Raw genomic sequence first — 13,760 nt, 5'->3', positions numbered from 1 at the left:
CCATTGTGAGGAAGTTCGCGGATACGAACCGGGTTTGGATCAGGGATCAGCCGGACCGCCCGGACGATTGGGAGATCATCCAATGGTACGAGAAGATGTACCGCAAGGGCGGATCAAGCTAACTCCTCTTCTTCCGGGACTGTAAGGGACATCTCCGCGACCCTCTTTGTCTGGGCGATGTCCTGAACGGTGAGCCCCTCCGGGCTTCCCGCCAGAAGCCAACTTCCGGAGAAGAGCATCTCGGCCTTGGGCCCGGCAAGTCCGTACCCTCCTTCCGTGGCCACAAAGCCCAGTTTCTTGGCCTCCAACTCCTCAATCTCGATTTCCTGGATCGCACACACCTGCTTCAGATTCTCCTCGAACTCGCTCAGGTCGATGGGGATCATGGTGCCAACGTATCCTCTCAGGTGGTACCATTCGAGAACCATGGCAGCGCCGAGCAGGAGGAACAGTACCGCGAAGAGCATCTCCAGCGCCGTGTTGCCTATCTGCAGGTTCCCCCGGGAATCGAACATCACTATGAGAAAGGCAAGTATGGCCAGCGCGGCCAATACGATCGAGCGCTTGTACGCAATCCACTTCAGCGGTCGGGGCGCGTCCTTAGCTCGCCCGCTCGAGTAGCGTTTGAATGAGACGACGAGGAGGCACAAGAGAAGGCCAATGGTCATAGGCAAGGCCGCCGCCGTCCAGTGTCTCTCGGTCAGGTTTCGCGACTCGAAACCGTAAAGGCTCGTCTTCGGATGCATGTTCAACCAAGCGAACCAGTAGCAGACCGTGGAGTTCCCCTGAAGGGACTCCAAACTGAGGCTGCCGTCCTCACTGCGGCCAGTGGTCATGTTCCAGCGGATCGCGTTCTGGTCCTCCATTGTTGAGTCCGAGATGTGTGTGAACGATCTATTGTGCGCGAGGTAGATGAAGGCGGCACCGTAGGCGTAGGCAACGACTATGGTCTCCGAGCCGACGGCGTCCATGATGACCCTCTCGTTGGAGATGCCCGAGAGCGGGTATGCAGCATGGGATCCGTTGAGGTCGACACCCAAAACCAGATCCTTGGCCCCGAGGGACGCGTCCCGGTATCTGTAAGGGAACAGGATCGCGTCATTGTCCCCGTAGTCGCCATAGGGATGAATCCCGTAGTCCCTTTCGCTTGGGGGGGAGAGGACACGTGTCGCGGGATGAAGCGCCTCCCAATCGGACCAGGAAGTCCGGACTGTCGGGATCCTCGTGAGGGTCTTTCCCTGGAGTGGTCCCATTATCGCCTTGCCATCCATCTGGCTCCACATGGATTGCGTCTGTTTGTCCCGCAGGAGGAGACCGTTCTTGTACACTCCCCTGTGAACCTCGAAGGTGAGGACTCTGCCATCGAGTGTGCGGTCGTACGCCACGGCAGAATCCGAGAGGAAGGAGTATGTGACGGCTACTGACAGATCGGATATGTGGTCGTTCAAGACTCCGTGCCATTCCAGAATAGAGAGGGGATAGGCCCGGCTTATGTTGTCGACCTCCATCCCTACGATGGGATCGCCAGATGGCCACGGCACATCACGAAACGAAGGGTCACTGACGGCCTCTATGTCCCACGGTGGGAGAACTGGCACTACCTCGTCGGGGTCACTCATCTTTGAGAAGAGGAAGGAACCGAACAGAATCACTACGATGAGAGCGATGACTTTGATCTTGCGCAAGCGAATCCAGGAGTTCAATCTCAATCGAATGCTTAAAGATGTCGATTGCCTGGAAGATTCTTATTGCTATTCTGTCATACCCCCCCATGCGATCTTCTGAGGTTGCCGAGATCCTTGAGAAATGCGAATCGAGAATGGTCGATTCCCTAGTCGCCATGTGCCGGATTCCCGCTTTGGATCCGAGCTCTGGAGGGGACGGAGAACTGGAGAAGGTAGAGTTCCTGGAGGGGCTGCTCGCAGAGCTCGGGATGCCCTCTGAGAGGATGGATGCTCCCGATGACCGTGTGCCAAGTGGTATTCGTCCCAATCTCTTGGTCAGACTTCCTGGCAAGGCGAAGAAGACGGTCTGGATAGTCTCTCACACCGACATCGTCCCCGCAGGTGACCGGAGCGGGTGGAAACACGATCCTTTCGATCCAGTTGTCGAGGGCGGCAAGGTGACGGGCAGGGGCGTCGAGGACAACGGTCAGTCCGTCATCGCCTCGCTTTTCGCGCTCTGGGCGGTGAAAGAGGCCGCGACGGAGCCAGAATTGACCTGCGGCCTCGCGCTCGTGGCCGACGAGGAGACCGGAAGCGACTATGGAATCTCCTATCTCATTCGAGAGGGGGCATTTGAGCGGGACGATATCATCGTCGTGCCGGATCGCTTTTCCGCCGACGGATCCGAGATCGAGGTGGCGGAGAAGAACATCCTCTGGATACGTGTGGGAGTGGAGGGGAAGCAGGCGCACGCGAGCACACCCGAAAGGGGCATAAATGCCCACAGGGCGGGCGCGAACCTCATCACATGGATAGACGACCGCCTGCACAAGATCTTCGACAAGGAGGACCCGCGCTTCAAGCCCGCCTCATCCACTTTCGAACCCACCAAGAAAGAGGCCAACGTCCCGAATGTGAACACGGTTCCTGGGAAGGATGTGTTCTATGTTGACTGCAGGATCCTCCCGCCGTACCCAACCGAGGACGTCTTCAAGGAGGTCGAGACCCTGGCGAGAAAGGCCGAGCAGCAATACTCCGTGAGAGTCTCTCTCAAGAAGGTACAGGAGGAGTCCAGCCCCGAGACGTCCGAGGACAGCGAGGTCGTGCTGAGGATGCGGAAGGCCTTGCGAGACGTGCTGGGAGTCGAGCCGAAGATAGTTGGCGTGGGAGGCGGCACGTGTGCCGGACACTTCAGGAAAGCAGGATTTCCGGCGGTTGTTTGTGGCACGGGGGACGAGACCGCGCACAACGTCAACGAGTATGTGATCGTGGACAATCTCGTGAAAGATGCGAAAATCTACGCAGCGCTCTTTCTGGGCTAGCTCCTCTCAACAAAGCAATTCGTCCGCCGACCCTCTCGGACGACGCGAATCATCTTGGCGCTCGCCAGAATCCCTATGTGATAGTTCACCGTTGGCGCAGTTATGTTTATCGCCGTGGCGATCTCCTTCTGCGAGATGCCCGGGTTCTCGCCTATGACATCCACGATATTCTTCCTGATGTTGTTCATGTGGAAGTCACCGTCCTCCGGGATTCTCATATGCTTCGGATAGAACCTTCTGTACAGACCGAACTTGCGCGACTTGACGAACTCCTCTCGCTCAAGTGTCTTCAGGTGGTGAGCCAGTGAACCATTCGTGAGGCCGAGGGCCAGCTTGATGGCGTTGTAGTGCTCACCGGGATTCGCCAGTATGTAACCATAGATCTGACCCCGGATGAAGTGGTCCAGCACTCTCTCCCTTCTGATTTTCGTGTATAACGGAACGATCAACATGAACAGGGCGAGCTTGACGTTCTCGCTTATCAGCGCCGCGATAGCTACGGCCGAAATCACCGTGACGGCCGCCCCAGCGACATAGGGGGTCTCGTCCGGGACAACTGGCGGAGGAAGAGGCAGCGCCGGGACTTCCACCACGAAGTCCTGGACATCGGTCAGGCCAAACATGTCTCTGGCCTCTATTCGAACGATCATCGTGCCCGAATCCGCAGGGGTCCAGGTGAGCAGTCCGTCCTCATTGATGCTCATTCCGTCCGAACCGATGACGAGCTTGCACGTGATGGAATCCCACTGAGGGTAATCGTCCTCAACGATGATCTGGTATGAGTAATCGCCACCGATTTCGGCCTCGGAGGGTGCGATACTCACGATGCTGGGGGCGTCGTTGACCCAAACATCGAAGACATTGCTCTTGGTTGGTTCGTTGTTCGGATTGCCATCCCAGGCCTCGACTTGGAACATCATGGATCCCGACCAGCCAGGACTCGCATCAAAGCTGAGGAAGTGGCCGTCGAGCGTCGCGTCGAGCTTGGAGGAATCCTCTTCGTAGGTCAGGGCGTAGCTGACAACCCCATGGTCGTCAAGGAAATACGGTCCTAGATCGATGAGCTCATCAATCGTCTCCCCCTCATTGAGGTGGAATGTGGAGGGAATCGGCATGACCAGTTTCACTGCGGTGTCCTTGTCCTCCAAGAAGAAGACGTAGATGAAACCGGCGACGCGCACAACGACATCCTCCAGGGAGTCATCATTCAGGTCACCCGTTTCGAGAAGTCTTATTCCCTCGGGCTCGGTCATGGTTATGAACGGCGTCGGGTTGAGGGTAAAGCCCGAGGACTGGCTCACAACATCAAGGTTGCCATCCGTCAGCGAAACCAGTATGTCGCTCGTGCCATCGTTCTCGAAGTCCACAAGAGCAATCGTCGATATGTCTCCAATGACCTCAATGCTATCGGACAATGAAAACTCACCTGAGGCATCGGAAAAGAAGACCGTCAAGGCTCCAGAGTCGCCGCTTTGGTAGCTAGGACTAGCCATTACAACGTCCACGTGACCGTCCGAGTTCACATCTCCGACAGACGTGTATTCGGGGTTGTAGTCCATCCCGTCCAGCATGAAGGTCGAACTGGGCTCGTATGTGTTTGGCGATGTCCGTAGGAAGGAAGCCAGATGGAATGAAGACGTCACAATGAGATCGACGAGATCATCACCGTTTAACCTTGTGAGGGAAAGAGAATCACCATGCGCACCCGGAATGTTCACACTCATGAAGGGGTGGAATCCTGTCGTAGGGTCCTGAAAGAAGATGGTCGTTCCAAGTGGTCCCGTCACGAAAATGTCGTTGAGGCCGTCCGATCCGCTGTCAGCCACTGCCACGTCCTTGGGATCGAAGACGAAAAGCGTCGTATTCAGCTCAAACTGGTCACCCGGCTGCCACTCGAAGACGCTGACTTTGTCGTGGCTCAGAACGATGAGGTCGGGATACCCATCCATGTTGACATCCCCGCTGGCGATTCTCGAGGGGAGACTAGCATGGATTGTCACTGTTGGATAGATCGATATGTCGACCGGAGTGCGGAAGTAGACAAAGACCGAATCCTGGGCGTGGCTAGCGACCGCGATGTCATTGAATCCATCCGAGTTGAAATCCTCCACAATGATGTCGCCCATTCCAGGGGCTTCGAGCACAAGAAAGCCATCCCCTACGCCGGGAAGCCCGCTAGCGAGAGGGCTGGAGGACAGGAAGATAGAGATGCCTAAGAGCGATGCAAATAGAAGTCCTGCTGTCTTCAGTTTCCTCATATTCCCCCTCTATGCGTATTGGATATGGGACTCTGTCGTTTTCTAGTTTTCCTCCGCAGGGACGGAGTGGACCTACCTAATCCATGGAGTCCGAGCTTATATCATTTGATTGGTGAACGCTTCGAATTAACTTATAAGCCTTTCGCCGGTCCTTGGCGAGCCTGAAGTGCTGAATCTGGAGACGAAATCTGCACACCTTGCGGCACCGTCATAGTCCCCCGTTTTTGCGAGGACGTAGCCCTTGTTCACCCAGGCCTCCCTGTACTCCTCGTCGAGATGGATTGCCCTGTCGTAGCATTTGATCGCCTCATCATATCTGTTCAGTCTCGTGAGCGCGTTCCCCTTGTTGTTCCAGGCGACCTCATAGCTGGGATTCACTCTGATGGCCTCGTTGTAGCACTTGAGAGCCTCCCTGTGCCTTCCTAGGCGCGAGAGGGCCATGCCCTTGTTCACAAGAGCCACCTCGTTGTTCGGGCTCAACTTCAGGGCATTGTCAATGCAGTCGATGGCCTCCTCGTACTTCCCCAGAATCGTCAGGGCGGCACCTTTGCTATACCACGGAACATCCATGACGTCCGACCAATCTGTCGAGCTCTTGAGGGTCGCGGAGGCGCTGATTGCCTTGTCGTATGATGATATGGACTCTCTGAACCGCCTCTCTCTGTACTTCCTGTCTCCCGCCAGGATCTCTGTGTCTATAAGAACCCTGATCCACTTCATCCTTATCAGGAGCACCACCGAGAGCACTAAGTAAATGAAGCCAAACGCCCAGAGCGAGACAGCTGTCGGCCCGCCAATGCCCCAGGTGGTCGGGAGCTCGATGGCCGAGAAGGACATCAGGAAGACGAGAAGAGAGCCGGCGGACCATATCAGGAATATGAGAAAGTCCCGCCTCATGGCGAATATCCCAAACAAGGACAGTAAGCCACCAGCGATTACAATGGAAAAATCGAAGGAGTACACGGCTTCCGCGGCGCTGAGCAGATGGAGCAACGGGACCAGCATCACGGCCGCGCCGCCTGCGATGAACGGAATCGACCTGATCGCAGCCGACTTCCAGTTCTTCGGGACGTTGATGAGCGAAAGGGCGAGCCCCAAGCCGAAGATGACGCCAAACACTCCTAGCATGGTCCAGTATATCAGGTCCACTCCCGCCTGGCTCGAGACATAGTACACGACAATGGCAACGAGGCTGGAGTACGCGAGAAACTCCTGCACCCTCTGGACCTGGACTCTCCTCTTCTGAGCCACCCTCTCACGCGGCATTCTGCCCGGGACTGGCGAAGGGGCCTTCCTCACTACTGGTCCTGAGTCTGGCTCCGCCGCAACGGGCTCTCTTCGAGCGGTTCTCTCTGGGGTAGGAGCCTCGGGAATCGCAGCTTCCTCCTTCTCGATCGGGACCTCCCCCTCCGTGGGTTCGACCACCATCTCGCTCGTCGCGTCCTCGGAGACCTCCGTGGCCTCCAGCTCCTCTAGGAACTTGTTTATGTCGTCCTCGACGTCGATTCCGTTGATAGGGGACTCGACCGCCTCTTCACGGGCCTCTCCGGAGCATATTGGGCACCTGCCCGTATCCTCGTCCAAGAAGGCTCCGCAATCAGGGCAGGCCCTCTCTTCCTTCTCCTCGGTCTCCGTCCCGAAATTCCCAACACCGATCTTCTTCTCTACTGAGAGGGGCGCCCCGCAGATGTCGCACATTCGGGCCTCTTCGGTAAGGAAGGCTCCGCACTCTGGGCAAAGAAACATGGCATCGGCAATGCTGGCACTTCTCACGGTATCCTCTGAGGTGTCAGGCGTGGGCTCAGGGGAATCCTTCAGCTTGTATCCGCATGTCAAACATGTGATGTCAGAAGGTTTCGTGAAGTCCCCACACTGCGGACAGACCGATATCGTATCAGACTCCTCACCGACAACCTCCTCCAGGCTCGCGAGGGAATCTTCGAGTTCCCTGCTGTCGACATCCGTGGTCACCGCATCCATCGGCGAACCGCAATTCTTGCAGAACTCGGTGCCTGAATCGACCTCCGTGCCGCAGATTGGACAGATCGTCTTCTCCTTTCCACTCAAACCGCTCACCGCAGTGTCCAGACTTCTACGATCCTATTATTAAATCCCTTGGATATTTAATTGTTGTCTCGAGTTTCTCAATTCGTGCACAAATAAAGATATATGTGCTGACGATAATCCAGCGGTCCAATGGATATCCCCTTCATCCTCAGCGCCATAATCGTTGGCATACCCGCATTCGTCATAGTTTTCCACGCACTTCGAAATTACGATTATCCCGTCGTGGAGGAGTCCCTTTTCGATTTCCAGAAGGTCTTCTTCACGCTCATAATCGGATTTGTCTTTGGAACGGTCGCGAACATCCTCAGGCTCTCTCTTCCATCCGAACTGGACCCCGTCTGGATTCTGTTTCTGTCTCTTATGGGGATGGCCGTCGTGGAGGAGTCCTTCAAGACGATTTTCCTCAACATGAAGAGATTCTCACTGAAGTTTGACACGACCTTCTATGGTCTCTCCTTGTCAGTCGGGATCGCTGCGGCCATGGCCTTCTTTGACAACTACGTTACGTTGCGGTTCACGGATCCGGTTCATGACGCCCTCACGCTCTTCAGCCTGTCTCTGCTGTCGATCGGGATCATCGCGCTACACGTCTCCACGGGGTCTGTGATCGGGTACGGTTCCTCAAAGGGAGACGTCTTTCCCAGCCTTCTCCAGGCCATCGTGTATAGGTCACTCTACGTGCTCCTCATACTCCCGTTCATTCTCATCCCTATGTATCCGGATTTCATCTGGTTGGGATTCGCGTTTCTGATCGCCTCCGTCCTGTACGCCCTCCTGCTCTACTGGAGAGCGTACAACCTCATCCTGCCGGTGAGCTTGCCCGATGACCTCAAGAAGAAGAAATCCCGGAAGGCGCGGAGGAAGAGGCTCACCGAGAACCGCGAAAAGTAGCGCGCGGGAGCCTTCCATTATCCGTGATTGACTGTACTCACAAGGTTAATTGACGGGTGATTGAAAGACGCTCTCCGACTTGCGATACGGGATGAGAATCACAATCGATAACCTCTGGACAAACTATATGTGACTCACGGCTGATTCATTCCTGAATGACTAGACAGCTCTACAGCACCGTTTCCATTCCTCGCGGGCCGCACATCTACATCCAGCAGCTCATAAAGCAGAACCCGCAACTGGGTTATGTCAGCGTCGCTGATTTTGTGAAAGAGGCGATTAGAGAGAAACTGCAGGACGTCAAGAAGCAGTAGGTCTGATTTCAAAACTGAGAATGGGTGCGAAATCATGATATCGTCGCCGGTCCAATTTTCAACTGTAATGAGCACACTTCCTCCCCCTCCTCCGCCACCACCTCCACCGCCGCCCCCGCCCCCTGAGGTCAGGCGGAAGCCTCCGGCGACCAAATCGGTCAGAACTCAGAGGCGGAGGACACCGCCACCAAGGAGACCCGAACCCAGACCCTCGGGGGCCAAACGTGCCTTCATGATACTGTTCCTCATCATCTTGGTGATAATCATCCTAACACCTTTTCTCAGAGATGCCTTAATCAACTGGCTGAACCCGCTATCCTACAGGACCTTTCCTGAGAGCGTCGATTTCACGGTCAGAAGGTCGATCACGATATCGTCCGTCACGTCATACACCGTCGACGTGCCTGAACCACCAGACATAAGCGGGGGGACTCAGCAAGTCATCGCCATCTCTTCCACTCCTGCCTACAATACCGTCCAGAAGTACGGAGCCGACTGGATGATATGGCAGAGCTCTGGAGAGGCGAACATCCAGGCCACATATCAGATTCAAACCAGGACGATCTGGTGGGACATCGATGAATCCAGCGCGTTGTCTGTCAGCGATGCGAGCAAGACAGATCCCCTCCTCGTGCAGCTGTCAGCGCAGCACAACCACGATGAGTGGCGAATCGAGTACGAAGGCACATATATCGAGACGCTCGCCTCACAAATCGCCCCGGGCGATCTGTCGGTGCTCGAAATAGCCAAGAGGACGTACGAGTATCTGGACTCACACATTGCGTACAGCTCGACCAGAACTGGGAGTGTGAAGTACCCGATGCAGACCCTTCAGGACGGGAGCGGGGACTGCGACGATATGTCCTTCCTCTTCGCGTCCATGCTGCGCTCCCGGGGCATCCCTTCGTGGGTGGAGCTGGGGGCCATGCTCAACTCCGTCACAAACGAATGGGTAGGTCATGCGTGGCTGGAATTCTATCTGCCCACCAATACAGGAGGAGTGAACGTCACCGTGGACATGGCGAATCACGAGTTCCTGGTGAGAGGAGCGAATCGATTCAGCGAGTGGAAATCCGATGGAAACGGAACGCACATCGAGGACTACTACTACCCCTATTCTTACATCTCCTCGCCGGGCGGAAGGGCGTCCATTGATGACACATTCACGACGATCGACTATTCCGCCGATGGCACCGTCGTGGTGAAGCTGGGAAGCGAAGGAGGTGCAATCCCTGGCTTTGATATGCTGATATTCCCCATCGCTGTTCTTGTAGCTCTCGTTCTGGCCCGTTACACCAGGCGAAAATGATCCTTCTCGGGTTCGAACATCGCCCCAGTCGAAAGGAGCCTGTCTATCACTTCGTCCGAATCCCCGACCCCAAACCTCGTCAGGAACGCCCTCAGCCGTCTTCTCGTAATCACTTCATCCCCAAAGAAGCTGGACAATGCCGATTCCAGGTCCTCCTTTCTCTCAGGGGCTCTCACATCACCCTCAATTCCCTGGGGGGCACCGGAGAGGCGGGCATTCATCTGCCTCACGGCCTCCGCAACCTCCCTTTGGGAATCGCTCTCGAAGTATGCCTTGGACCGTTGGATAGGGATTCTCGACCCGCACTCGCAGGTCGACGTCTTCTGGCTCAGGTTGACCGCTCTCGCCTTCTTGCAACGTGAACAAACAACGACACCGTACATTAGTCCAAGTAGATGAGGGCCGCGATGCATGCGCCATAGCGGTCCATCGGGATCGACAGCTCCTCTATCTTGTACCTGACGGTCTTCAGCTCGAGCTGCCTCAGCCTCGCCATCTCCTCCATTTTCCACTCCAGTATCTCCCTGAGGGCCTTCTTCGTGCCGTGGATGTGCCCCTCGGAGACATACCCGCCAAGGTCATCCTTCCTGAAGGCGTAGGCGATGCCCGCGGAAATCATCTCTCCTTCCTCGCCTCTCATCTGTGCAAGCACGCAGTGCGTTATCGCGCCGACCGGAAGATCGTGAGGCTCCACCTGTTTTATGCCGGCGGGAAGAACCGATGAAACGGACACGAGATTCTGCTCTCCGATCCTGGCGCTCAGCAAGGCTCTATCGAAGGCGTTCAGGTCCGTGACCTTGCTGGAAGCCTTTCCCGAAGTGACGAAGAACTTCTTCGGAAGTGAGAGCATGGGTTCTTGGGATTTCCGGGACTGGATTTAAGCCTTTCTACATCGGTTTCTTCATGGCGAGGGCGTCCTCTCCCCATGAGTAGTACCTGGGCATCTCTCTCACAATCTCGTATCCCAGGGATTCGTACAGCATGATAGCAGCATCGTTCGTGATGCCCACCTCGAGGCGCATCGAGGCCGCCCCGTGAGTCTTCATCTCCCTCTCTCCGAGGGCCATCAGTTGCGTCGCGATGCCTCTCCTCCTGTGCCCCGGGGCTACTCCGAGGGAGACCACCTTTCCGATCCTTCCCAGCCTCATGAGTATTATTGATGCCACAATCCCATCCTCGTTGTAGTAGACATACGATGTGGCGTCGGGGTTCTCTAGGAGCCACGTCATATGGTCCTCTGAGAACCTCTTCTTCTCGAAACAGCGTTTCTCGAGTGTGCACAAGACCTCGAGATCGGAGAGCGTGGCCCTTCTTATCACTGCCATCTTCAAAGCCGATTGTTTATATCAATCTTGGCGAGACCAGAAGTTAATTTAGCAGAAAGGGGATATCGCCGCCAATCATGGTTCCCATACGGGAGATACTGCGGGGGAAGCACACTGGCGAAGCCGTCGGAATCCGTGGCTGGATTCACCGCACGAGGAGCAGCGGAGGCCTTGTCTTCGCCGTCATAAGGGACTCGAGCGGGCTGGTCCAGGTCACCGTGGACAAGCGGAACGTTCCCGAGAAAGCGTTCGCCGGAGCCAAGCAGGCACTCGTCGAGTCCTCCATTGAAGTGGAGGGCGAGGTCGTAGAGGACGAAAGAGCCCCTGGCGGGTACGAGATAAGAGCCAAGGATTTCCGCGTTGTCAGCTTCTCGGAGAAGTTCCCGATATCTAAGGACAAGAGCGAGGAGTTCCTTCTCGACGTCAGGCATCTCTGGGTGAGGTCGCAGAAGATGACGAACGTGCTCAAGGTCCGCTCGTCCGTTTTTGGGGCCATCCATGACTATCTCAGGAGCCAGGGATTCCACGAGACACAGTCGCCCTCTTTCACTCCTTCCGCCTGTGAGGGCGGATCCTCCCAGTTCCAGGTCGACTACTTCGGAAGGAAGGTGTACCTGACACAGAGCTGGCAGCTCTATGCAGAGGCAACCATGTTCGGTCTCGAGAAGATATACACAGTCGCCCCGTCGTTCAGGGCGGAGAAATCGAGGACGACGAGACATCTCACCGAGTACTGGCACGCCGAGGCGGAAATGGCCTGGATGGGAATGGACGAAGCCATAGAGATAGGCGAGAACCTGATCTCCAACATCTGCAAGACGGTCGTCGAGGAGATGCCAGACGAGCTCATGGCGCTTGGGCGGGACCCCGAGGAGCTGAAGAAGATCACGACCCCGTTCCTGAAACTGAAGTATTCCGAGGCGCTCGAGAAGCTCCAGGAAGCCGGAGTGGAAGTCGAATGGGGAAAGGACCTGAGAACGATTGAGGAAAGAGAGCTCATGGCGTTCTTCGACAAACCGGCGGTCGTGACCCACTATCCACGACAGGTGATGGCATTCTACAAGAGGGTCGACCCCGAGGACCCTAAGGTGACGTTGGCTTTTGACTTCCTTGCCCCCGAGATAGGCGACGAGATCATCGGCGGGTCGGAGAGGGAGAACGACATCGAGAAGATGAGGGAGAACCTCCTCCAGGAGGGGGAGGACCCAAGCAGCTACGAATGGTACTTCGACACGCGAAGGTACGGCGCGATTCCCCACTCTGGGTTCGGTATGGGAATCGATAGGATTGTCCAGTGGATATGCAAGCTCAATCACATTAGGGACGCCATCCCATTCCCGAGAACCCTCACAAGGACCTATCCCTAGGACCAGGTCTTGCAGGTCTAATCTTTCAAGACCTCTCTGGCGATTATGAGCGTCTGGACCTGGTTCGTGCCTTCATAGATCCCACAGACTTTTGCATCCCTGAAGTATCTCTCGACGGAATATTCACCGGAGTATCCGTAGCCACCGTGGATCTGGACCGCATCGTCAGCCGCCTTCATCGCCATCTCTGCCGTGAAGAGCTTCGCCATCGACACCGCCAACGTGGGGTCCTCGCCCCTGTCCATGAGGCTCGCGGCCCTCAATACCAGAAGGCGACCGGCATCGATGTTCATGGCCATTTCCGCGATCATTTTGCTTATCATCTGGAACTTGGCGATGGGTCTGCCGAAGGCCTCCCTCTCCTTGGCGAACTTGATGCTCTCCTCGAGACTTGCGCGGGCGACTCCGACCGCACCAGCGGCGACGCTCAGGCGTCCGTGGTTGAGTATGTCCATGGCTATCTCCCAGCCCTGGCCCTCGCTGCCGCACAGATTCTCTTTGGGCACGACACAGTCTTCCATGACAAGCTCGGCAGTCGGGGAAGCCCTCAGTCCGAGCTTCGTGTTGGACTCGACCGTTCCAGGATAGAAACCGTCCATACCCTTCTCGAGTATGAATGAGCAGATCCCCTCACGTCTCTCTGTTCCCGGGAGGCGGGCGAATATGATGACGACATCGGCGACGCTTCCGTTGCTGATGAACATCTTCGTGCCATTGAGGACGTAGTTGTCACCTTCTGGCTTGGCCCTCGTCTGCTGGTTTGCAGCATCGGTCCCGGCATTCGGTTCGGTGAGCGCCCATGCCCCGAGCTTCTCACCCTTCGCGAGCGGGACGAGATACTTCTTCTTCTGCTCCTCGTTCCCGAACTTCATTATGTTGGTCTGGCAAAGGGATATATGGACGGATATGGCGGTTCTCAGCGACGAGCACGCTCGGGCTATCTCCTCCGTCATCATGTGATAGCTTACGTGGTCCATCCCGCTACCGCCGTACTCTGGCGGAGCGGTTGCGCCGAGCATTCCGAGCTTTGCCATCTTGTCGAAAACCTCGCGGGGAATGCCCCCCTGTTCCTCCCACTCCTTCACGTGAGGCCCGACCTCCTCTCGAGCGAAGTCCCTGGTCATCTTCTGAAGCATCTTCTGTTCTTCCGTGAGCACGAAGTCCATGTAGTCACCCTCAGCCGGGTAAGGTCATCTCGTGTTTTATCATTTTCCCAGATACCGTCCCAATCCTCGCGCAAGGG

At 56.2% G+C, this 13,760-nt stretch carries 12 protein-coding genes; 5 read left to right on the top strand and 7 right to left on the bottom strand.

The annotated features are described in order from the left end of the window. Positions 1-113: 113 nt before the first annotated feature. Positions 114-1,685 (bottom strand): DUF3179 domain-containing protein, encoded by a 1,572-nt coding sequence (locus LN415_05685; protein MCJ2556585.1) that lies wholly within the window; start codon positions 1,683-1,685, stop codon positions 114-116. 86 nt (positions 1,686-1,771) lie between these two features. Between LN415_05685 and LN415_05680 the strand changes: the two genes are divergently transcribed. Continuing rightward, complete coding sequence (locus LN415_05680; protein ID MCJ2556584.1) at positions 1,772-2,986, top strand: M20 family metallo-hydrolase; 1,215 nt, start codon at positions 1,772-1,774, stop codon at positions 2,984-2,986. On the opposite strand, the gene LN415_05675 is transcribed toward LN415_05680, so the two are convergent. Next, positions 2,983-5,244 carry an FG-GAP-like repeat-containing protein gene (locus LN415_05675; GenBank protein ID MCJ2556583.1) on the bottom strand — a complete coding sequence of 754 codons (2,262 nt, stop codon included), beginning with the start codon at positions 5,242-5,244 and terminating at the stop codon, positions 2,983-2,985. The two genes, LN415_05680 and LN415_05675, sit on opposite strands and share 4 nt — an antisense overlap. A 126-nt stretch (positions 5,245-5,370) precedes the next feature. After that, positions 5,371-7,311, bottom strand: coding sequence for a tetratricopeptide repeat protein (locus tag LN415_05670; GenBank protein MCJ2556582.1), 1,941 nt, complete (start codon positions 7,309-7,311; stop codon positions 5,371-5,373). Between the two features lie 129 nt (positions 7,312-7,440). Here LN415_05670 and LN415_05665 point away from each other — a divergent pair, with 129 nt between their 5' ends. The 3 genes from LN415_05665 to LN415_05655 all read left to right on the top strand — a co-directional run bounded on the left by LN415_05665 (position 7,441) and on the right by LN415_05655 (position 9,825). Continuing rightward, positions 7,441-8,202, top strand: a complete 762-nt coding sequence (locus LN415_05665; protein MCJ2556581.1) for a hypothetical protein — start codon at positions 7,441-7,443, stop codon at positions 8,200-8,202. Positions 8,203-8,357: 155 nt separating this feature from the next. Next, a complete protein-coding gene (locus LN415_05660) occupies positions 8,358-8,516 on the top strand; it encodes a hypothetical protein (protein MCJ2556580.1) in 159 nt (52 codons plus the stop codon). A gap of 232 nt (positions 8,517-8,748) precedes the next feature. Next, entirely contained in the window at positions 8,749-9,825 is a 1,077-nt protein-coding gene (locus LN415_05655; GenBank protein ID MCJ2556579.1) for a transglutaminase-like domain-containing protein, read from the top strand. On the opposite strand, the gene LN415_05650 is transcribed toward LN415_05655, so the two are convergent. Genes LN415_05650 through LN415_05640 form a run of 3 tightly spaced genes read right to left on the bottom strand, consistent with a single transcriptional unit; the run spans position 9,807 to position 11,150 of the window. Further along, a complete protein-coding gene (locus tag LN415_05650; GenBank protein ID MCJ2556578.1) occupies positions 9,807-10,208 on the bottom strand; it encodes a DUF1922 domain-containing protein in 402 nt (133 codons plus the stop codon). The two genes, LN415_05655 and LN415_05650, sit on opposite strands and share 19 nt — an antisense overlap. Then, positions 10,208-10,675: a pyruvoyl-dependent arginine decarboxylase gene (locus tag LN415_05645; protein MCJ2556577.1), complete on the bottom strand. Its 468-nt coding sequence runs from the start codon at positions 10,673-10,675 to the stop codon at positions 10,208-10,210. The genes LN415_05650 and LN415_05645 overlap by 1 nt, the downstream gene beginning before the upstream one ends. Before the next feature lie 37 nt (positions 10,676-10,712). Next, a complete protein-coding gene (locus tag LN415_05640; GenBank protein MCJ2556576.1) occupies positions 10,713-11,150 on the bottom strand; it encodes a GNAT family N-acetyltransferase in 438 nt (145 codons plus the stop codon). A gap of 77 nt (positions 11,151-11,227) precedes the next feature. On the opposite strand from LN415_05640, the gene asnS reads away from it, so the two are divergent. Then, positions 11,228-12,517: an asparagine--tRNA ligase gene (asnS, locus tag LN415_05635; protein ID MCJ2556575.1), complete on the top strand. Its 1,290-nt coding sequence runs from the start codon at positions 11,228-11,230 to the stop codon at positions 12,515-12,517. A gap of 17 nt (positions 12,518-12,534) precedes the next feature. Here asnS and LN415_05630 read toward each other — a convergent pair whose 3' ends face one another. Beyond that, entirely contained in the window at positions 12,535-13,683 is a 1,149-nt protein-coding gene (locus LN415_05630; protein MCJ2556574.1) for an acyl-CoA dehydrogenase family protein, read from the bottom strand. Positions 13,684-13,760: the final 77 nt, after the last annotated feature.

Source organism: Candidatus Thermoplasmatota archaeon (assembly GCA_022848865.1).
Classification (GTDB): domain Archaea; phylum Thermoplasmatota; class Thermoplasmata; order RBG-16-68-12; family JAGMCJ01; genus JAGMCJ01.
Note: the sequence above shows the minus strand (reverse complement) of the source record. Positions and strands in the feature narration are given on the sequence as shown.

Excerpts from the sequence above, each read along its gene's own strand:
- LN415_05680 (MCJ2556584.1), top strand. The coding sequence starts at position 1,772 with ATGCGATCTTCTGAGGTTGCCGAGATCCTTGAGAAATGCGAATCGAGA.
- LN415_05675 (MCJ2556583.1), bottom strand. The coding sequence starts at position 5,244 with ATGAGGAAACTGAAGACAGCAGGACTTCTATTTGCATCGCTCTTAGGC.
- LN415_05665 (MCJ2556581.1), top strand. The coding sequence starts at position 7,441 with ATGGATATCCCCTTCATCCTCAGCGCCATAATCGTTGGCATACCCGCA.
- LN415_05660 (MCJ2556580.1), top strand. The coding sequence starts at position 8,358 with ATGACTAGACAGCTCTACAGCACCGTTTCCATTCCTCGCGGGCCGCAC.
- LN415_05655 (MCJ2556579.1), top strand. The coding sequence starts at position 8,749 with ATGATACTGTTCCTCATCATCTTGGTGATAATCATCCTAACACCTTTT.
- LN415_05650 (MCJ2556578.1), bottom strand. The coding sequence starts at position 10,208 with ATGTACGGTGTCGTTGTTTGTTCACGTTGCAAGAAGGCGAGAGCGGTC.
- LN415_05645 (MCJ2556577.1), bottom strand. The coding sequence starts at position 10,675 with ATGCTCTCACTTCCGAAGAAGTTCTTCGTCACTTCGGGAAAGGCTTCC.
- LN415_05640 (MCJ2556576.1), bottom strand. The coding sequence starts at position 11,150 with ATGGCAGTGATAAGAAGGGCCACGCTCTCCGATCTCGAGGTCTTGTGC.
- asnS (MCJ2556575.1), top strand. The coding sequence starts at position 11,228 with ATGGTTCCCATACGGGAGATACTGCGGGGGAAGCACACTGGCGAAGCC.
- LN415_05630 (MCJ2556574.1), bottom strand. The coding sequence starts at position 13,683 with ATGGACTTCGTGCTCACGGAAGAACAGAAGATGCTTCAGAAGATGACC.